Annotated in this window: 20 protein-coding genes; 11 read left to right on the top strand and 9 right to left on the bottom strand. The window is 65.7% G+C overall.

The window, feature by feature from the left end:
• Positions 1–111 precede the first annotated feature (111 nt).
• On the top strand, positions 112–306 hold the full coding sequence (locus METRZ18153_RS0108940; RefSeq protein WP_008059558.1) for a YbdD/YjiX family protein: 195 nt from the start codon (positions 112–114) through the stop codon (positions 304–306).
• Positions 307–410: 104 nt separating this feature from the next.
• Positions 411–1,442, top strand: coding sequence for a CobW family GTP-binding protein (locus METRZ18153_RS0108945; protein ID WP_020164413.1), 1,032 nt, complete (start codon positions 411–413; stop codon positions 1,440–1,442).
• A gap of 36 nt (positions 1,443–1,478) precedes the next feature.
• Here METRZ18153_RS0108945 and rnk read toward each other — a convergent pair whose 3' ends face one another.
• Positions 1,479–1,904, bottom strand: a complete 426-nt coding sequence (rnk, locus tag METRZ18153_RS0108950; protein ID WP_020164414.1) for a nucleoside diphosphate kinase regulator — start codon at positions 1,902–1,904, stop codon at positions 1,479–1,481.
• A gap of 367 nt (positions 1,905–2,271) precedes the next feature.
• Positions 2,272–2,589: a cupin domain-containing protein gene (locus METRZ18153_RS0108955; RefSeq protein ID WP_020164415.1), complete on the bottom strand. Its 318-nt coding sequence runs from the start codon at positions 2,587–2,589 to the stop codon at positions 2,272–2,274.
• Positions 2,590–2,763: 174 nt separating this feature from the next.
• On the opposite strand from METRZ18153_RS0108955, the gene METRZ18153_RS0108960 reads away from it, so the two are divergent.
• From METRZ18153_RS0108960 to METRZ18153_RS0108990, 7 genes are all read left to right on the top strand, one after another.
• Entirely contained in the window at positions 2,764–3,741 is a 978-nt protein-coding gene (locus tag METRZ18153_RS0108960; protein WP_020164416.1) for a tetratricopeptide repeat protein, read from the top strand.
• Between the two features lie 30 nt (positions 3,742–3,771).
• Positions 3,772–4,305 (top strand): MotA/TolQ/ExbB proton channel family protein, encoded by a 534-nt coding sequence (locus METRZ18153_RS0108965; protein WP_020164417.1) that lies wholly within the window; start codon positions 3,772–3,774, stop codon positions 4,303–4,305.
• Positions 4,302–4,613 carry a DUF2149 domain-containing protein gene (locus METRZ18153_RS0108970; protein WP_020164418.1) on the top strand — a complete coding sequence of 104 codons (312 nt, stop codon included), beginning with the start codon at positions 4,302–4,304 and terminating at the stop codon, positions 4,611–4,613. Before METRZ18153_RS0108965 ends, METRZ18153_RS0108970 begins: the two co-directional genes overlap by 4 nt.
• Before the next feature lie 177 nt (positions 4,614–4,790).
• Positions 4,791–4,964: a DUF1328 family protein gene (locus METRZ18153_RS20595; RefSeq protein ID WP_020164419.1), complete on the top strand. Its 174-nt coding sequence runs from the start codon at positions 4,791–4,793 to the stop codon at positions 4,962–4,964.
• Positions 4,965–4,996: 32 nt separating this feature from the next.
• Positions 4,997–5,560: a ferritin-like domain-containing protein gene (locus tag METRZ18153_RS0108980; protein ID WP_020164420.1), complete on the top strand. Its 564-nt coding sequence runs from the start codon at positions 4,997–4,999 to the stop codon at positions 5,558–5,560.
• A gap of 72 nt (positions 5,561–5,632) precedes the next feature.
• Entirely contained in the window at positions 5,633–5,830 is a 198-nt protein-coding gene (locus tag METRZ18153_RS0108985) for a CsbD family protein (RefSeq protein WP_019918505.1), read from the top strand.
• A gap of 221 nt (positions 5,831–6,051) precedes the next feature.
• Positions 6,052–7,782, top strand: coding sequence for a GGDEF domain-containing protein (locus tag METRZ18153_RS0108990; RefSeq protein WP_020164421.1), 1,731 nt, complete (start codon positions 6,052–6,054; stop codon positions 7,780–7,782).
• Between the two features lie 25 nt (positions 7,783–7,807).
• Here METRZ18153_RS0108990 and METRZ18153_RS20070 read toward each other — a convergent pair whose 3' ends face one another.
• On the bottom strand, positions 7,808–9,331 hold the full coding sequence (locus METRZ18153_RS20070) for a GGDEF domain-containing protein (protein WP_232416008.1): 1,524 nt from the start codon (positions 9,329–9,331) through the stop codon (positions 7,808–7,810).
• A 317-nt stretch (positions 9,332–9,648) separates the two neighbouring features.
• Here METRZ18153_RS20070 and METRZ18153_RS0109000 point away from each other — a divergent pair, with 317 nt between their 5' ends.
• Complete coding sequence (locus tag METRZ18153_RS0109000) at positions 9,649–10,449, top strand: DUF3014 domain-containing protein (protein ID WP_029143655.1); 801 nt, start codon at positions 9,649–9,651, stop codon at positions 10,447–10,449.
• 384 nt (positions 10,450–10,833) lie between these two features.
• Here METRZ18153_RS0109000 and METRZ18153_RS0109005 read toward each other — a convergent pair whose 3' ends face one another.
• Positions 10,834–11,958, bottom strand: coding sequence for a helix-turn-helix transcriptional regulator (locus METRZ18153_RS0109005; RefSeq protein ID WP_020164423.1), 1,125 nt, complete (start codon positions 11,956–11,958; stop codon positions 10,834–10,836).
• Between the two features lie 176 nt (positions 11,959–12,134).
• Between METRZ18153_RS0109005 and METRZ18153_RS0109010 the strand changes: the two genes are divergently transcribed.
• Positions 12,135–12,953: a hypothetical protein gene (locus METRZ18153_RS0109010; protein WP_020164424.1), complete on the top strand. Its 819-nt coding sequence runs from the start codon at positions 12,135–12,137 to the stop codon at positions 12,951–12,953.
• A gap of 167 nt (positions 12,954–13,120) precedes the next feature.
• Here METRZ18153_RS0109010 and METRZ18153_RS21080 read toward each other — a convergent pair whose 3' ends face one another.
• The 5 genes from METRZ18153_RS21080 to METRZ18153_RS20600 all read right to left on the bottom strand — a co-directional run bounded on the left by METRZ18153_RS21080 (position 13,121) and on the right by METRZ18153_RS20600 (position 17,377).
• Positions 13,121–13,585 (bottom strand): hypothetical protein, encoded by a 465-nt coding sequence (locus METRZ18153_RS21080; RefSeq protein WP_232416009.1) that lies wholly within the window; start codon positions 13,583–13,585, stop codon positions 13,121–13,123.
• A 332-nt stretch (positions 13,586–13,917) separates the two neighbouring features.
• Entirely contained in the window at positions 13,918–15,192 is a 1,275-nt protein-coding gene (locus tag METRZ18153_RS21085; RefSeq protein ID WP_232416010.1) for a suppressor of fused domain protein, read from the bottom strand.
• 125 nt (positions 15,193–15,317) lie between these two features.
• Positions 15,318–15,578: a hypothetical protein gene (locus METRZ18153_RS0109025; RefSeq protein WP_020164427.1), complete on the bottom strand. Its 261-nt coding sequence runs from the start codon at positions 15,576–15,578 to the stop codon at positions 15,318–15,320.
• A gap of 100 nt (positions 15,579–15,678) precedes the next feature.
• Positions 15,679–16,158: a hypothetical protein gene (locus METRZ18153_RS0109030; protein WP_157257217.1), complete on the bottom strand. Its 480-nt coding sequence runs from the start codon at positions 16,156–16,158 to the stop codon at positions 15,679–15,681.
• A gap of 229 nt (positions 16,159–16,387) precedes the next feature.
• A complete protein-coding gene (locus METRZ18153_RS20600; protein ID WP_081629083.1) occupies positions 16,388–17,377 on the bottom strand; it encodes a WD40 repeat domain-containing protein in 990 nt (329 codons plus the stop codon).
• Positions 17,378–17,454 lie beyond the last annotated feature (77 nt).

Genomic DNA, 17,454 nt, shown 5'->3' on the forward strand with positions numbered 1-17,454 from the left:
ACATGTCCTCCGGTCGATGGTCTGCCCCACAAGGGCGGGTCGTCGTGTCTGCCGCATACCTGCCCATCCTGCAGGCGTGCGGCGGGCAGGGCATGCTCTGAGGGCACCGCCATGTTCAAGGACCTCGCACGCATGGGCGAATACCTCGGGCAAGCTGCCCGCCTCATGGTCGGGCTGCCGGACTACGATACCTATGTCCAGCACATGCGCATGAAGCACCCGGACCAGGCGCCCATGACGTATGAGGAATTTTTCCGTGAACGCCAGGAGGCGCGCTTCGGCGGCGCCTCCGGCAAATGTTGCTAGGCCGGCGTCGATGACGACGACGGCTTTCACCGATGTACCACCCTCCTCCTATTGGCCGGGGTCGGCGCAAGCCTTCCCCGGCATCTTTTTTGGAGAGAGTCTCGATGACCCCTCATGAATCCATCCCGGTCACCCTGCTGACCGGTTTCCTCGGCGCCGGCAAGACGACGCTGCTCAATCGCCTGCTGGCCGCCAATCACGGCCAGCGCATCGCCGTGGTCGAGAACGAGTTCGGCGCCGCCGGCATCGACGGCGCGCTGCTCGACCGTGCCGCGGTGTCGGTGGTCGAGCTTTCGAACGGCTGCATCTGCTGCACCGTGCAGGGCGAGCTGGGGGACGCACTGGCCGGCCTGCTGGCCCGGCGTGACACGGGCGAGCTGGCGTTCGACCGGCTCATCGTCGAAACCACCGGTCTGGCCGACCCGGCGCCCGTGGTGCAGACCTTTTTCAATGACGCGCGGCTGCGCGAGCGCTACCGGCTGGACGGCGTCGTCACCGTCGTCGACGCGGTGCATTTCGACGGCCAGTTCCGGCGCGAGCGCGTCGCCGCCTCGCAGGTCGCCTTCGCCGACCGGCTGCTCATCTCGCACGCCGATCTGGTGACGCCGGAAGCGCTGTACGAGCTCTGTACGCGGCTGCAGCGCGTCAATGCGCGCGCGCCGCTCATCGTCGCCGGCAGCGCGGACGAGAGCTGGCGCGATCTCTTTTCGATCAAGGGTTTCTCGCTGGACGAACGCGGGCTGCCGGTGCGCGGCTGGCACCCGGTGTCGCCGCGCGCGATTTCCGGCATCGCCGGCATGGCGCGCAAGTCCTGGGACGACGCGGTCGGCTCGCTGCTGCTCGAATGCGAAGCGCCGCTCGACCTGGAGCGCGTGTCCGCCTTCGTCGATGCGCTGATCAACGAGCACTCGGTCGATCTGCTGCGCTACAAGGGCATCCTGTCGATCGCGGGCGAAAACCGCCGTCTCATCTTCCAGGGCGTGCACCGCATTGCCGGCTTCGACTACGGCCGGCCGTGGGAAGCGGGTGACGCGCGCATGAGTCGCGTCGTGCTGATCGGCCGCCATCTGCCTGCAGAGGCATTGCGCGCCCGCTTTCTCGCCACCGTCGCCGCACCGGCGGCCGAAGCGGCCTGACGTGCCTGGCGCCCGCCAAGCGGGCGCCAGTGCGGCTCATCGCGCGAAATCGCCAGCCCTTTCGGGCTGGTACACCACCTTGTCTATGCGCACGCGCAGCGTGCCGCCGGCCGGGCCCGGCCAGTCGATCTCGTCGCCTTCGCTGAGCCCGAGCAGCGCGCTGCCGACCGGTGCCAGCACCGACACCGTGCCATTGCCGTCGCCCACTTCGCGCGGAAACACCAGCGTCAGGCTCTGCGTTTCGTTGGCCGGCGCGATGCTGAAGCGCACGGTCGAGTGCATGGTCACCACGTCCGGCGGCACTTCACGCGACGGCACGATGTCGGCGCGCAGTAGTTCGGCGGCCAGTGCGTCGCGTCCGGGCATGTTGCGCGCGGGCAGGGTGGACAGCAGCGCGTCCAGGCGGTCGGCGTCCAGTTCGGTCAGCGTGATGTTGGGCTTGATGTTCTGCTTGTTGCTCATGTGTTCGGTCCTCCTGCAAAGCCCGCCGCAAGGACGAGCAGCCGCGTGACGCATCAGTGCGCAGCGCGGCGGAAATTCGGGAAAGTGGCCGGAAGTGGCCGGAGTCGGGCACGCGCGCCCGTCAGGCGGCGACGGTCTGGTGCAGCTTCAGGTGCAGACGGTCGCCGGGTCAGCCTCGCAGGCGCTCACCTCATGCAGTCGGTGCGCGAGCGCCGCGCACGACAGACGAGTGCCGGCGCGCAGCAGGGCTGCGGTCGGATTCGGCTGGACAGAGGTGCGCAATGCGTTCACGGGAGCGGGCCAGGGGTGGGATCATGCGAAGGGACGGACCGTAGCATCGAAGCGTGCTGCCTGCAAGCCGCACACCTCACTCGACCAGCGGCGTCGGTTTCTGCGACGACACGAAGATGACGGCGTCGCTCAACGCCACCACGTCGTGCTCCTCGCCGGCGTCCGTGTGCAGGTAGTCGCCAGCGTCCAGATCGACGCCGCCGATGCTTACCCGGCCGGCGATCACCACCACCTCCTCGCCACCCTGATGCGTGTGCCGCGGAAAGCGGCTGCCGGCCGCCAGCCGCACGAAGGAAGCCCGGCCGCCGTGCTCGGTGTTGCGGAACAGGCTGCGTTCGATGCCCGGAAAATCGGTGGCGGCCCAGCTGCGGGTTGCGGCCTTGTTGATGAGCATGACGGATATCCGCGGAAGGTGTTCCGCAAGTGTGCCGCGTTTCGTTGTCGTCGGCGCGACCGGGCGCGCCGACCGTCGCCGTGGACTTTGCCCGTCATTCCGGATTGATATTGCGCACGACCCCGAGCGTCGCGAAGCCTAGATTCTGTCCCGGTCCGTTCCGGGAGTCTCTGTATGCATGCATCACCCAGGCAGCGCAGATGCAGTCGCCTGCTGCCCGTCTTCGTCGCTTTCTGTGCGCAGCTTGCCGTACCACCGCTGAGTGCCGACGAGGGCAACCGTTTCTGCGGTGGCGCGGCGCAGCCGGCCTCACCCGATGACCTCGACAACGCGGTCGGCGAACTGTCGCTGCAGTACGTGGCGTCGCAGCCGGCCGGGCCGGTCAGCTGCGCGGCCGGCTATCTGCTGTCGAAATGCGGTGACCACGCGACGGCGAACAAGGTGTTCGACAAGTGCATCGCCGCCGGCTACACCGGCGCGCTGATCTGGAAAGCGCTGATGTACGAGAACGGGCAGGGCGTGCCGCAGGACCCGGTCAAGGCCACCGAAATGCTGCTGCGTGCGGCGAACAGCGGCGATCCCTACTACGGGCCGCTGGGCAAGATGCATTACGCCACCGCGCTGTACCAGGGGCGCGGCGTCGAGCGCAACGTCGAAGAGGCGATGCGCTGGTTCCGCGAGGCGGCGGCCGAGGGCGACGAATCGGCGCAGGAATTCCTGCGCACCGGGCACCACACCGCGGTACGCGACGGCAGCGGGCACGGCGTCGGCGAGGCGCCGGAGCCGCCGATGACCGCCGACGCCAGCGCCGACCTGGCCGCCGCCGACTTCCAGCTGTCCGTGGCCCGGGTCGATGAAGCCGCGCCGGCGCCGGTCCGTGCACGACGCCTGGGAGGCACCGATACCGTGGCGCCGGAATCGGCGGCAGCACCCTCTGCGCCGGCGCAGCCGGATCCGGCCCCCACCGCCGGTCGCCGACTGGTCGAGGTGACGACGCAGCCGATTTCGCCACCCTTGCCGGACAGTCTGTGGCTGTTGCCCTTGCTGGCCGCTTTCTTCGCCGGTGCGCTCGCCCGACTGCGGCAGCGTCCGCGGCCGGCACCCGCCGCGGTCCCACAGCTGCGGCCGCAGCCCTTGCGCCGCGCCGCCTGAATCCCTTGTGCATATATATATGGAGCGGACATGACCTCATCGATCGAAAGCGGGCTGTACGGCGTCAGCCAGTTCTTCCTGACGCCGGTGCTGCTCGCCATCGCCGCGCTGTTCCTGTACGCCTTCTTCGCGCTCGGCGCCTTCGTCGTGCAGGCGTTGCAGCGGCGCGGCGGTCACCCGGGCGGTTTCGAACTGCGCCAGGTAGTGCGCGCTGATCCGCGCATCGGCAGCGGCGAACTCGAGGTGATCGCGGCACAGCGGCTGGAATGCGTGCGCATCGCCACCCGGGTGGCGCCGCTGCTGGGCCTGGTCGCCACGATGATTCCGATGGGTCCGGCGCTGGCCGCGCTTGGCGACGGCGATCTGGCGTCGGTATCGAGCGGGCTGGGTGTTGCGTTCTCGGCGGTCATCCTGGCGCTGATCGCCTCGGCCATCACCTACGCCGTGGCTCAGGTGCGTCGCCGCTGGTATGCCGCCGACCTGCTGCGCATCGAGCGTGAGCGCGCCGGCGACGCGGTGGCCGAGCACCGTGTGCCGATGCTGCAGGCGGAGGCGGCACGATGAGAACGCGCCTGCTCGACGATACCGAGGACGACGACCCCATCCTGTCGGTGGTCAATCTGATCGACGTGTTCCTGGTCATCATCGCGGCGCTGCTGATCGCCGTGGCGCGTCATCCGCTGAATCCGTTCGCCGCCGGCGACCTGACCGTCATCCGCAACGCCGGCCAGCCGAACATGGAAATCGTCGTCAGGAAGGGCGACCAGCTGAGCCGCTTCCGCGGCGAAGGCGAGGCGGGCGCCGGCCGCGGCGTGAAGGCCGGCACCGCCTACCGGATGGAAGACGGCTCGCTCGTCTACGTCCCGGAGTAGTCCCCACACATCTCCCGCCCGCGTCGGACCGTTCCGACAGCGCATGGGCATGCGCCTACAAGGCGCTGCCCGATCACCTATACGCTTCCAGGCGCCGCTCGCCCATGATTCAGTCATACCGCGGCGGCGCCAATGCTTCCGCTCCGGTACCGACTGTCCTCACCCAAGGAGAACGTCATGCTGAAGTGGGCACTCATTTTCGCGATCGTATCCATCGTCGCCGGCCTGTTCGGTTTCACCGGCATCGCCGCCGGCGCGGCTGGCATCGCGAAGATCCTGTTCTTCGTGTTCGTCGCGGTATTCATCGTGCTGCTGGTGCTCGGTCTGCTCGGCCTGAAGGCCATCGACTGAGCGCGGCGCACCGAACCGGAAAGGAGATCTTCATGAACCTCGCAAGCCTTCCGTCGTCCGGCCGGCCGGATACCGCCGGTCCGCTCGAACTGGACCACGCGGCACTGCAGCGTGTGCACCAGCACCTCGATGATGGCGCGGTCACACCCGCCATCGGTCCCTGGGCGGCCGACATCGTGCGCCTGCTCAACGGCGCACTGGCCACCGAGCTGGTCTGTGTGCTGCGCTACAAGCGTCATCACTTCACTGCGACCGGTCTCAACGCGCCGGCGGTGGCCGCTGAATTCATGGTGCACGCGAACGAGGAGGCGGCGCACGCCGACCGTCTGGCCGCGCGCATCGTGCAGCTCGGTGGCGAGCCCGATTTCAGCCCCGAGGGGCTGCTCGACCGCAGCCACGCAGGCTACGACGCGGCGCTCGATCTGAAGTCCATGCTGCGCGCCAATCTGCTGGCCGAGCGGGTGGCGGTAGAGGCCTACCGCCAGATGATCGCGCTCGTGGCCGACAAGGACCCGACGACCCGGCGTCTGCTCGAAGACATCCTGCTCGACGAGGAAGAGCACGCCGATGAACTGGCCGGTCTGCTCGAACAGTGACCGACCCAACCCGTCCGCGGGCACGCAGGTCGTGTCTGCCGGAACTTCCATCCATCCATGAAAGGAATCGCCATGAATACCGATCGTATCGAAGGCAACTGGAAGCAGATCAAGGGCAAGGTGCAGGAGCAGTGGGGCAAGCTCACCGACGACGACTTTGATGTCATCGCCGGCCGCCGCGAACAGCTCGCCGGAAAGATCCAGGAGCGCTACGGCATCGCCAAGGACGAAGCCGAACGACAGGTTCGCGAGTGGGAAAAGCGCCTCTGACCGGTCGGGCCGGCGTCGCTTCGGCGACGCCGGCCGGCTCGGGTGGCGCCAACAGTGTTTGATCCAGGTCGTTGCAGGCGCGTCCGACCGGGCTACACTGGGCGCCCTTCCGGGTACCCGTAGCGGTGCCCGGCACCCGATCCCCGTTTTCCGACAAGCACAACAAGAACAGACCTGATACCCCGCGCCATGCCTTGCGTGCGCGGGGTTTTCCTTCCCGAATGCGCCTCCACCGTCTTTTCTGGCTGGTCAGCCTCCTGCTCGCCGGTGCCGTCCTCGGCCTGTCGCTGCGCATCGTCGTGGTCGAGTGGTCGCGCGCCGCGCAGGCGCGCAGCGGCCTGGAGGCGATGGAACACCTCGGGCATCTGCTGCGCGCGGCCGAGATGGCGTCGCGCGAGCGCGGTCCGGCCAACGGCGTGCTGGGCGACGATCTGCCGGGTGACCCGGCGAAGCACGAGCGTCTGGCCCAGGCGCGGGCGCGTACCGACGACGCCTTCGCCGTGCTGGAGCGCACCGTGGGTACGCCTTCGGCGCCGCGCAACGAGGTGCGCGCACTGATTGCGCGCGCCGCGCTGCAGCTCGCCCACGCGCGCGAAGCGATAGACCGCACCGCCGCGCTGCCGCGAGCGCGTCGCAGCCCGGCCGACATCAGCGAGGCGATCGGCAAGATGTTCGCCGTGATCGACGATCTGTCGCCGGCCCTGATACGGCTGACCAACGAGGCGGTCGCCGCCTACCCGCGCGCCGCCGATGCGCTGATCGGCGCCCGCATCGCTGCCGACCTGCGCGAGTACGCCGGCCAGCTCGGCTCGCAGTTCACGGTCGCGCTGACGTCGCGCCAGCCGCTGCGCGACGCCGAACATGTCGAGATCGAACGGCTGCGTGGCCGGGTCGAGCAACTGCGCAAGCTGCTGGTACAGCGCACCGAAGCGGCACCCGACCGCGTGCCGGTACAGACCGCCACCGCGACGATGCAGCTGCGCTACTTCGAATCTGCCATCCCCTTCGTCGAGGCACTGACCGCCCACGGTCTGGACGACGCGCAGTACGGCATGGACGCCGCCGGCTTCGCCGCGCGCTACGTGCCGGACATGGATTCCATCGTCGCGCTGCGCGACGTGCTGATGGACGAAGCGCTCGACCAGGCGCGCAGCGGTCACGCCGAGGCGCGCACTGCGCTGGTCTGGATCGGCGCCGGCGGTCTGCTCACGCTGGGCCTGCTCGGCCTCACGCTGTGGGTGGTGCATCACCGCGTGGTGCGCCCGCTCGAAGAAACCGCCGATCTGCTCGTGGCGATCGCTCAGGGCAATCTGCAGCGCACGGTGCCCAGTCCGCGCTATCGCGACGAAGTGGCCGACGTGCTGCAGGCGATCAGCGTGCTGCGCGCCAACAGCATCGCGCGCGTCGCGCTGGAGGACGAACGCCAGCGTCTGGTCGAGCAGCTGCGCGATCAGTCCAACACCGACTTCCTGACCGGGCTGCCGAACCGGCGTGGCTTCTTCACGCTGGCCGAGCGCCACATTCCGAACCAGCAGCGCCATGGCTATCCGGTGGCGGTCGCGCTGTTCGACATCGATCACTTCAAGCAGGTGAACGACGGCTACGGCCACGTCGTGGGCGACGCGGTACTGGTCGAGGTGGCGCGGCTGTGCGGCGAACAGAGCCGGCGCGGCGACGTGGCGGCGCGCTACGGCGGCGAGGAATTCGTCGTGCTGATGCCGCACACCGACGTCGCCAGCGCCATCCAGCACGCCGAGCGTCTGCGCAGCGCGATCGAGGCGCTGCGCATTCCGCTCGATGACGGCGGCGAACTGCGCATCACCGCCAGTTTCGGTGTTGCCGCCTGCCGGCCGGACGACGATTCGCTCGACGCCGCGATCGCCGGTGCCGATGAGTGCCTGTACCGGGCCAAGCGGCAGGGGCGCAATCGCGTGGTGTGCGCCACCGCCTGAGCGTGACCGCTCGCTCGTTGCCGCGTCAGCGGCGGTGCACGGCACGCAGTGTTTCGACGTCCTCGCTGGCCACCTGCACCACGCGATTGCGGCCGGCGCGCTTGGCCTCGTACAGCGCCTGATCGGCCAGCCGCACCAGCTGGTCCGGCGTGTCGTCGTCGGTCGGCACCATGACGGCCACGCCGATGCTGGCCGTCAGCACGCCGAAGGGCGAGCGCACGTGCGGCTGGCCGCGTGCCTGCAGCGCGGCGCAGACGGCGTGCGCCGTGGCGAGCGCGCCGTCGGCATCGACACCGGGAATGATGAAGGCGAATTCCTCGCCGCCGTAGCGCGCCACCAGATCGCTGGCGCGGCGCACGTGCGCGTTGATCACCTCGGCGACCAGGCGCAGGCAGTCGTCGCCCGCGAGGTGGCCGTAGTGGTCGTTGTAGGGCTTGAACAGGTCGACGTCGAGCAGGCACAGCGCGAGTGGCTCGCCGCTGCGGCGCGCGCGTGCCCACTCGGCTTCCATCGTTTCGTCGAAGCGGCGGCGGTTGGCGATGCCGGTCAGGCTGTCGGTGGCGCTCAACTCGGCCAGACGGCGGTTCGACGCTTCGAGCTCGACCGTGCGCTCGCGCACCTTGTCCTCGAGGTCCTGCGCCAGCGCGCGCTGTTCGCGCAGCAGGATGGACAGCCCCATGCCGATGATGCTCAGCGTCAGGATGTACTCCTGCGCGCGCAGTATCGTGTCGTGCGGCGAGGCCGCGCCGAAGGGCTGGTGTCCGGTGGTGACCGACCATGCGGCCCCGAGCGCGATCAGCGCCACCGTCAGCGCGGTGCAGCGCGTGCCGCAGCGCACCGCCACCCACAGCAGCGGCAGCAGCAGAAGGTGTGGCGTCAGCGCGACGTGGAAAGCGGCGCCGGCATTGACCGGCTGGGTGAACAGCAGGGCGGCGAAGGCCAGCGTCAGCCCCACCATCGCGATGCCTGCCGGGCCACCGCGCGCGCCTTCCGGGTCGGGGCGCAGGAAGGCCAGCAGCAAGGGCGTGTAGATGAGCAGCCCGAGTGCGTCGCCGAACCACCACAGCAGCGTCAGGGTCGAGTAGGGCGCGCTGACCCGGTCCAGCGTCAGCAGCACGACACCGGCCAGCAGCGAGGCGCCGAGCGAGCCGAGCAGCGGCCCGGCCAGCAGGAAGCGGCCGAAATCGTGGATGCGTTCCAGCCCCGGTGAAACGCCGAGCCGGCGCATCAGCAGATAGGTGAAGGCCACCTCGGACAGATTGCACAGGCTGACCAGCGTCGCCTGCAAGGGCGGGAAGGCCGGGATGTTCGCGTAGATGTCGGAAGCCAGCACAAGCGCCGCCATCCAGCCACCGCGCGCGCCCTGCCAGTGCAGCAGTGCGGCCAGCAGCACCGCGTTCGGCAGCCACACCACGACCTCGTTCTCCGGCGACAACGCGAGCGACATCGTCAGCTTCACGCTGGCGAAGTGCAGCAGCGGCAGCAGCAGGAATACGCGCCAGTCGGGGCGCGACGAAACCGCAGCGGAAGGCGGAGCAATGAGGGCCACAGCGTCTCGGGGGCGTCGGTTGCTCAAGGCGCGCCAGCATGCCCGAACACCCGGCTGATGGCGAGACATGCGACGAAAAGTCACTGTCAGGATGCGGGGGGCGAGGCGGTGATGAATGGGGGGAGCACCAGCGAGCGGTTCTGGCTTCGCCGCCAAGTCATTGAATTATCGTGAATTGGCTGGTGCGAAGGAGGGCCTGCGGTCCATGCCAAGGCGCGGCTGGCGGGCGGTCTGCCACATCCCGAAAAGCTTTAGCCGGATATTCATCGCCGCGTGTCTGTCCATCCTGCTGGACCGCAACCGGGGAGTAGACCGACATGAAGAAATCAACGGCGGCAGTTTCGGCAGTGGTGCTGGCCGTGGCGGGCGTGGGCGGCTATCTGTACTGGCTGCAGCAACGGGCGGAGCCGGCCGACGCGCCGGCCCCGATCGAGGCGCCCGTCGTAACGGCACCCGAACCTCAGGCGCCTGCGCCCGAGCCGGCGCCGCACTACCCGATCGCCGCGCCGGAGGTCGCCGACGCCGCAGGCGCCGAGGTGGACCCGGACGCGAAACTGCTGGCCGCGCTGCGCGCGCTGTTCGGCGCCTCGGTCGACACCCTGTTCAACAGCACCGACATCGTGCGGCGCATCGTCGTCACCGTGGACAACCTGCCGCGCGAGAAAGTGGCGCGCCGCCTGATGCCGGTGAAACCGGTGCCCGGCCCCACGGCCACCGCCGGCAGCGGCGACACCCTGGTGCTGGACGAATCCAACGCCGCCCGTTACCGCACATATATTCATCTGGTCGACACCGTACCGACCGCCGCCGTCGTCGACGCCTATGTGCGCAACTACCCTGCGTTCCAGCAGCGTTACGTCGAACTGGGCTACCCGGACGGCTATTTCAACAATCGCCTGGTCGAGGTGATCGACCACCTGCTGGCTGCGCCCGAACTTGCCGGCCCCCTGCGCCTCGCCCAGCCCAAGGTGCTCTACACCTTCGCCGACCCCGAGCTTGAGAAGCTGTCGGAAGGGCAGAAGATCATGCTGCGCATGGGTTCGGACAACGCGGCGCGGGTGAAGGCGAAGCTGAGGGAGATACGGGCGGCGGTGACGAAGCAGGCGCCGGGTGGGTAGCCGAGCGGATGCGTTTCGAGCAGGAGCGGTTTTCTGACCGGGATGGAGGTCTGCAACGGCCCCGTCGCGGCCAAGGCCGCTCCCACAGGGGTTGAGTCCGGGCCACGGCTGGAGCCTGTGGCTGGGGTTCTGTGGGAGGGGGCTTCTGACCCCGACAGCGGCCTGTGCCGACGCCAGCGGCATGCATCGGCCGAGTCGCGGCCAAGGCCGCTCTCACAGGGGTTCAGTCCGGGCCACGGCCGGAGCCCGTGGCTGGGGTTCTGTGGGAGGGGTCTTCTGACCCCGACAGCGGCCTGTGCCGACGCCAGCGGCATGCAACGGCCGAGTCGCGGCCACGGCCGCTCTCACAGGGGTTGCGCCTGATCCGCGGTCGGGCGTCTCTGGTCAGGCGCAGCGGGCGAGCAGGGCGACGACTTCGGCCTGGCGGTGCGTGCCGGTCTTCGCGAGGATGCGCTTGAGGTGGGAACGGACGGTCGCCAGGCCGATGCCCAGCCCCGACGCGATGCCTTCCAGCGAGCGCCCCTGTGCCAGCGCGGCGGCGACTGCGGCTTCGGTCCGCGTGAGGTCGAACAGTGCGCGCAGTCTGTCCAGATCGGCCGGCGCTTCCGGGTCGCGGATGAACACCAGCGCCGCCGGCCCCTGATCGCCGAACACCGAGGTCGTCGGCCGCAGTGGCGCGATCTCGAGCACGAGCGGCAGCCGTCCTGCACGCGGCACGCACAGCGCGGCCCCGGCATCGCCCGGCTCGCCCTGCGCGACGTTGACCGCCGCGCGCACCTGCGCCGACAGCGCATCGCGCAGCGCCGGTTGCTGCAGCACGAGGCATCCGCCATGCACGGCCAGTTCGGTGTTCCCGCGCAACAGCGCGTCCGCCATCGCGCTGGACAGCACGACGCGGCAGCGCTCATCGACCACGATCACGCCGGCATCTACGCGGTCGAGCGCCTGCAGCGCGGCGGCGTGCGCCTGCGACAGAGCCGACAGGCGCCGGCCCAGGCGCAGCGCGCGTTGCAGGTGCGGCAGCAGCAGCGCGACCTTGCTGCGCTCGACTTCGGAATACGCACCGGCTTCGCGCGTGCGATGGATACCCAGCACGCCGATGACGCCGTCGGCCGCCTGGAACACCGCGCCCAGCATGTGGTGGATGTCGAGATGACGCAGCCATTCCTGGTAGAAACCGCTGCGTGCCTGTTCCTCGGGCGTCACCAGATCCTCGTCGGTGATGACGCGCGACAGACCGTGGGCGACCGAGCGTTCCACCCACAGGTCGCGGCGATGCCAGTCCTCGGCCCAGGCCCGATCGCGCTCCGCGACCACCAGATTGTCGGTGCATTCGAGCAGATCCACCTGCGCGCCGCCGCCGTGCAGCTTGATGACGGTGCTGGTGGAATCGAGCGCCTGTGCGGTACGCTTTGCCGTGCCCGGCCACAGGCTGCTGTCCAGCGCAGCGTCGTAGTAGTGCGCGATCAGCGCCGACAGGCGGGCGTCGGCAAGTTCCGGTGAGGACATGGGTGACGCCTCCGTGAGCGGGTTTCTCCCCTGTTTGGGGGGCGCAAGCGCCCCGTGCGGATTTCTACCATAGCGTACGGGCGGCATACGACGGGAAACCTCACGCCCCACGCGCGGCAGCCGGGACTGCACCGGCGGCGACGCGCCCACCGACAATGTATGACAGGAGCTTTTCCATGCAGACAGGAACCGTTCTTTCCCGCCTCGCACTGGCCGGCGCGCTGATCGTCGGCGCCTTACCCGCACTGGCGCAGAACGCCACCACCCCCGCCGCAAAACTCGACATCGCCGGCGTGCGCATCGGCATGACCGAAGCCGAAGCCGTCAAAGCCGTACAGGCCTTCGACGCCAGCGCGAAGCTGAAGCGCAACCTTGCCACCTTCCCCTATTTCGACGGCGTGAATTCACTGGAGTCGCCGGAATTCCTCGACCAGATCGGCGTCACGATGGCCGGTTCCGGCATCGGCATCTGGTTCGCCAGCCCGCCAGCCGAGCCGCGCGTCATCGCGGTCATGCGGCGCGGTTCGGCGCCCCAGCCGCCGGGCAGCGAGCAGATGATGTCGTCGCTGGTCGCGCGCTACGGTCCTTACGCCGCGCGCACGCCGCCGGTTGCCGGCGGTCGCGCCGTCGTGCACTGGAGCGAGGAGGGCAAACCCCAGTGCAGCGTGGACAAGGATCGCAAGGGCCAGCGCATCCCTTGGAATAACGCCATGGGCACGCTGCTGCAGCCGGGTGCGGTCAAGGTGCTGGAACAGTACGCACGGCAGCGCGTGCCGCATCTGGTCGACGCCCTTGGCCCCACGCCGGACGTCGCACGCTGCGGCATCGTGCTGCGCTACGAATGGAACAGCGAACCGGTGCAGAACTTCGAAGCCTGGCTGGTCGATCAGGGCGGCATGGTCGCCAGCAACCGCAGATCGGCCGAGTGGGTGGAACAGCTCAAGGCCGAGGCGGTGCGGAAGCTGAAGGGGCAGGGGACGGCGCCGAAGTTCTGACGGACGCGGTGTGTGCCGCTGTATCGAGTGGCGCGCCCGCGCAGATGCCACGTCGGCAGGAGTCACTCAAAACCCACTACCGATGCCGGATATGCGACTGCAAGAGCACGATCCGGAGAAACCAGACTATCGCTCCGTCTTGATTATCGGGGAGTCAATATATGCAGTTAGAGACCCTCACCAGACTGCCTCTTCGAAGTCTTTTGGTCGTCCGATGCACTGCGACGCTCCTCAAGCGACACGAAGCGGCGCCAGACGCTCGCAACAGTCAACACAACAGCACTGGCGACCCAAAGGTAGAAACCCCACGAGTACTCATAGATGCGCTGACATCCGCCCCCCTCTTTGTTAGCCGGAATACAGAGAGCGTTGAAGCGAAAGGTATCTAGCATGAGGATGAGTGAGCCAACTGACCACCACGGCGAAGAAGCTACCTTCTCCAGCGTGAGTGAGATCCACGCAACGATGATCGCTAAATTTGCCAGCCAGGCCGCGCACAGAAAATACACTCCCAGCCATCCGATCCCGAGGAATTCCAGTCCGGATACCACCGTACGTCTGACCTCGAAAGGGTACGCCCCCGTCACTGCCGCGGGCAAACTCAAACTCGCCAAGTACAGCATCACGCTCACAGCCACGGCACCGTATGTCGTGCGTCGCACTACGTCTTCTTTGGACATGTGAGGCCTAGCGATGCGCGAGAAATACCCCGTTGCAGGGCGGATGGTTGCTGCCGGCCTTCGGCGGTAAGAAGTTGTTCATCATCGTTTCAGTTCCGCGATCGCCGTTTGATAGTCGCTCCCTGAGGGCCATCCCCGTCGCTGCCGGGCGTTCTCGAAAAACCAAACCGGGGGTAGATCACGGTTTTCTAAGTCAGTGTTCGAAAAGTTCTTGAATGAAAACGTGGCACGTCTTCTCATGTGGAATGACCGGCCACACGGCGTCGGCTGGAGGGGTGCTGCCATTACTTTCCGAACCAACCCTTTGCTTTGGCAACGTTTGCCCGCTTCGTATCAAGGACAAACCCGATTCCCCGCTTCTCAAACCGCTCTTCCAGCGTGTCGGCCCCCTTCTTGAGCTTGAGGTCCATTTCCTCCTTGTACAGCGGCGTCAGCACGTAGAACGAAATCGTGTCCCCGGACTTTGTCCGGAACTGGAAGAAGTCTTTGGGCAGTGAATACGGTGGCGTGAGCATCGCGCCGACAAAACCCGTATTTGCAATGGGTTCCGGCGGGTCGCCATTGGGAATCGAATGCCCCCACCCGATCCACGTCTTGTACTCATGGGGCAGGCGCCCGATCGTCTTCAGCCACCTTACCGGCCAGTAGTTCGCTTCGTTCTTGAGCGATTCCTGGTCGAGAGGCCAGTCACGCGGCAGAGCGATAAGAAGCTCGACCCGACGGAATTTCTGCATCCCCTCAGGAACATTCATCGGTTCGTCGCTTACACCGCTGGTCACCAGCACGTGATAAGGACGTTCCGCCGTAGCAGGAACGATCAGCACATCAAGATGGACCAGATCGGACAGAACTTCGTGGTAGACGGACTCAACCTTCCCGATGTACTTCTCGACGTGAGCTTCCACCTCTTCCAGATTTTTTCCGGAGTGCCTTGGAGCGGTCCATTCCGGGCTGCGTGGCTTGTGGCGATAGATGGGACTGCCGGATTCGGATCTCTCTTCTACGTGCGACATGGACCCCTTCCTGTCGGCGGAATGGACAGATGGCGCCGCGGCGAGCGTGGCCACAAACAAGAACACAACGGTGAGGTATTTCATGATGGCTGGCGTGGAAGTGGGCGGCCTGCGCTGCTTTTCGCTCAGGTCCGCACGACTGCAGGGTCGGCCCCTTCGGGCCAGAATTCCATACGCATGGTAAGGGGCCTCGGAGACAACCAATTTCTCTGGAATGGGTTCGGTGTTTCCGTTCAGATGCACGTCGAGCCCATCGAAATCTCCGTTTGCATCCGCATAGACAATGAACTCAAGGGACGCACCGGGCGGCTGCTTTGTCGGGAACTCAGCAAGAAAGACAGCGTGACCTCTCCCGGAAGGCGGGACGATTGGAGCGGTTTGCCTTCCCTCCTCAAGCACCATGTTGAAACTGTTACAACCACACTCACAAAGGCGTGTGATCTTCCCGGCGTTGAATTGTGCGAGAGGCGCTTCGCCAGCGACGAACTCAGGACATTCTGCAATGAACTTTGCCCAGTGAGCGGCGGCTTCGGCGCTGTTCGTCATGAGAGGGCTAACGCCGAAAATCGGGATATATGCGATTCGAATAGTGGTCGGGCTACGATTATGTCGCCCCACCAGAGATTGAGATTGCGGAAAATGTGGTCGGTCCCCTATTTTTCGATACGGGCTCATGCATATGACGCGACCTGCTGGCTCAGAAGATCGACGCGAAGGACTCTTGGACCGTCGATCACGTAGCCATTGAGTTTCCACTCGATGACGACGGCCCACTTGGTCCATGTCTTTCTGTGTTTTGAATCAGAAGCCATTTCGTCCGGAGATGCGTCTATCACTTGCCAAGACCAGCCCGCTTTCTGCTCTTGGCCTTTGAGAAAGGACTCGGCAAGCGCCATGGCTTGCTGTCTCGCCTGATCGTTGCTTATGCGCATTCAATGCGAGCCCAACGTCAGAGTTCAGGCGCGGCCGTAGGCCGTCGCCTGGAACGACCAGTTAGGCCCCACGGCGCACGGAACAGCACGAGTTGCAGCGTCATTTCTCGGTGAGCCTCCACTGATCGCCGATGACGTTCTCCCCTTCCTCCAGATCGGCTCTTGCTTTTTCTTCCTCTTGAAGTTCCCTTGCGCGTCTGACCGAAGCCGCCTTTCTCCGAAACTCGTCGTATGGCCCAGGCCTGGAAAGAGCGCTAGAGAAAAGCATCCATGCAAACGACGCCAATGCCATGCCGAGCCCGATCTGAATTCCAAGCAGATCGTTTCCATGGCGCATGGCGGCAATGTCGCTGTAGGAGCAGACCGCGCTCTGGCCAGCGTGGATCCCGAAGACACGGTGATACTGCCCCGCCACAAGCGGTCTGCTGGCGGCAACATCGTACTGAACAGTTAGGCGTTGCCCCCGCAGATTCAGTAGCTGCTCCCGCACCTTCCCACATCGTCGTCCAAAAGAAAGATACCCCAGACGCACGTCAACGCCTTCAAGATTGAGTATCAAAAGTGAGCCCTGCGTGCCCACCGAAACCAGCGTCGCCGAAACATCGTTGAGCTATGGTTTGTCAGACTCCAGCTTCCACCAAGCACACGAGGCAACGAGGCATCCCACCACCATCAAAGCGATCAGGTGCCAGTATTTGCGGATCACTCGCATGGTGTCTAACGTAGAGCTGACCGGCGCTGCGCGGCTTTATCGCGCAGCGTCCAGCGACCAAAGGGAGCCAGGTTGAGCGCCATGTTAGGGATCGATTTCACTCCAGCGACGCGCGGTAAATAGTCCCGTCCTTACCACCAACTAGAGCAAACGCCCCCGTCCGAGATACTGCTATCGACGCGATTTCCGTTGGCATGGGCTGCTCCTTGATTAGTTTTCCTGTAGCCGCGTCCCATGTAAGCAGCCTTTTGTCTTGCCCGCCAGATATAACGCGTCGCCCATCTGGAGAAAGCCGTATTGCTCTGACGTCCATGGTATGCCCAGTCATTCGCCTAAGTTCAAGACCGGTAGTAAGGTCCCACATCACAAGTGTTTTCCGATCAATTCCGTAGGAAACCGCAAGATTGCCACCCATCCCCAAAGCAAGTGGACCGCCTTTGTATGCTTTGTTTTGGATTACCGACAACTGCTTACATGTAGACAAATCCCACGTTCGGATGCTTTGGTCTTGGCTAGCGGAGATGGCATTCTTTCCGTCATTGAGGAAGGCCACACTGTTCAACGCGTACATGCGCTCATGCCCAATCAATTGGCATATAGATTTCCCTGTGGCGCGATTCCAAAGAATCAACGCACCGCCTGGACCCGCAGAAAGAATGGTATCGCCCCGTGCAGATACCGAAACAGCATTGATTCCCCACGGATGCTCAACGAGCCGACGTTCGCTATTTAGTGTCTTCAAATTCCAAATCTCAACGGCCTTATCGAGGCCGCCTGAAACAGCAAAGGCTCCATCGGGGGTAAATTTCACATCGAAAGTCGCGTAGAGGTTAGCAATGTGATGTGCATTGAAGTGCGCCAGTTCCTTCTTGGTAAGGATGTCCCAGAATCGGATTCCATCGCTTTCGCTACCAGATAGGACTTTCGTTTCATCCGGCGCGAGCGCGATTGCCCTGACCCAAGAGGCATGACCACGCAAGAATGGGACTACATCGTCTGCCGCAAACGACGATTGTGTAAGAGCGACCAACGCCACGACGAGCAGCGAAGTACGAACGTGTGCTCCGAAGATGCGGATGGCAGTCATATCGAGATCCCTAACGTTTAAGCTCAGCCGACCGCATAGGCGGACGAAGCCCGCTGTAGCGGTTCGGCTGGAGCGCA

Source organism: Methyloversatilis discipulorum, from assembly GCF_000385375.1.
In the GTDB taxonomy this organism is placed as follows: Bacteria; Pseudomonadota; Gammaproteobacteria; order Burkholderiales; family Rhodocyclaceae; genus Methyloversatilis; species Methyloversatilis discipulorum_A.

Bases quoted from the DNA above. Each gene is read 5' to 3' on its own strand.
- METRZ18153_RS0108940 (WP_008059558.1), top strand. From the start codon at position 112: ATGTTCAAGGACCTCGCACGCATGGGCGAATACCTCGGGCAAGCTGCC.
- METRZ18153_RS0108945 (WP_020164413.1), top strand. From the start codon at position 411: ATGACCCCTCATGAATCCATCCCGGTCACCCTGCTGACCGGTTTCCTC.
- rnk (WP_020164414.1), bottom strand. From the start codon at position 1,904: ATGAGCAACAAGCAGAACATCAAGCCCAACATCACGCTGACCGAACTG.
- METRZ18153_RS0108955 (WP_020164415.1), bottom strand. From the start codon at position 2,589: ATGCTCATCAACAAGGCCGCAACCCGCAGCTGGGCCGCCACCGATTTT.
- METRZ18153_RS0108960 (WP_020164416.1), top strand. From the start codon at position 2,764: ATGCATGCATCACCCAGGCAGCGCAGATGCAGTCGCCTGCTGCCCGTC.
- METRZ18153_RS0108965 (WP_020164417.1), top strand. From the start codon at position 3,772: ATGACCTCATCGATCGAAAGCGGGCTGTACGGCGTCAGCCAGTTCTTC.
- METRZ18153_RS0108970 (WP_020164418.1), top strand. From the start codon at position 4,302: ATGAGAACGCGCCTGCTCGACGATACCGAGGACGACGACCCCATCCTG.
- METRZ18153_RS20595 (WP_020164419.1), top strand. From the start codon at position 4,791: ATGCTGAAGTGGGCACTCATTTTCGCGATCGTATCCATCGTCGCCGGC.
- METRZ18153_RS0108980 (WP_020164420.1), top strand. From the start codon at position 4,997: ATGAACCTCGCAAGCCTTCCGTCGTCCGGCCGGCCGGATACCGCCGGT.
- METRZ18153_RS0108985 (WP_019918505.1), top strand. From the start codon at position 5,633: ATGAATACCGATCGTATCGAAGGCAACTGGAAGCAGATCAAGGGCAAG.
- METRZ18153_RS0108990 (WP_020164421.1), top strand. From the start codon at position 6,052: ATGCGCCTCCACCGTCTTTTCTGGCTGGTCAGCCTCCTGCTCGCCGGT.
- METRZ18153_RS0109000 (WP_029143655.1), top strand. From the start codon at position 9,649: ATGAAGAAATCAACGGCGGCAGTTTCGGCAGTGGTGCTGGCCGTGGCG.
- METRZ18153_RS0109005 (WP_020164423.1), bottom strand. From the start codon at position 11,958: ATGTCCTCACCGGAACTTGCCGACGCCCGCCTGTCGGCGCTGATCGCG.
- METRZ18153_RS0109010 (WP_020164424.1), top strand. From the start codon at position 12,135: ATGCAGACAGGAACCGTTCTTTCCCGCCTCGCACTGGCCGGCGCGCTG.
- METRZ18153_RS21085 (WP_232416010.1), bottom strand. From the start codon at position 15,192: ATGACGAACAGCGCCGAAGCCGCCGCTCACTGGGCAAAGTTCATTGCA.
- METRZ18153_RS0109025 (WP_020164427.1), bottom strand. From the start codon at position 15,578: ATGCGCATAAGCAACGATCAGGCGAGACAGCAAGCCATGGCGCTTGCC.
- METRZ18153_RS20600 (WP_081629083.1), bottom strand. From the start codon at position 17,377: ATGACTGCCATCCGCATCTTCGGAGCACACGTTCGTACTTCGCTGCTC.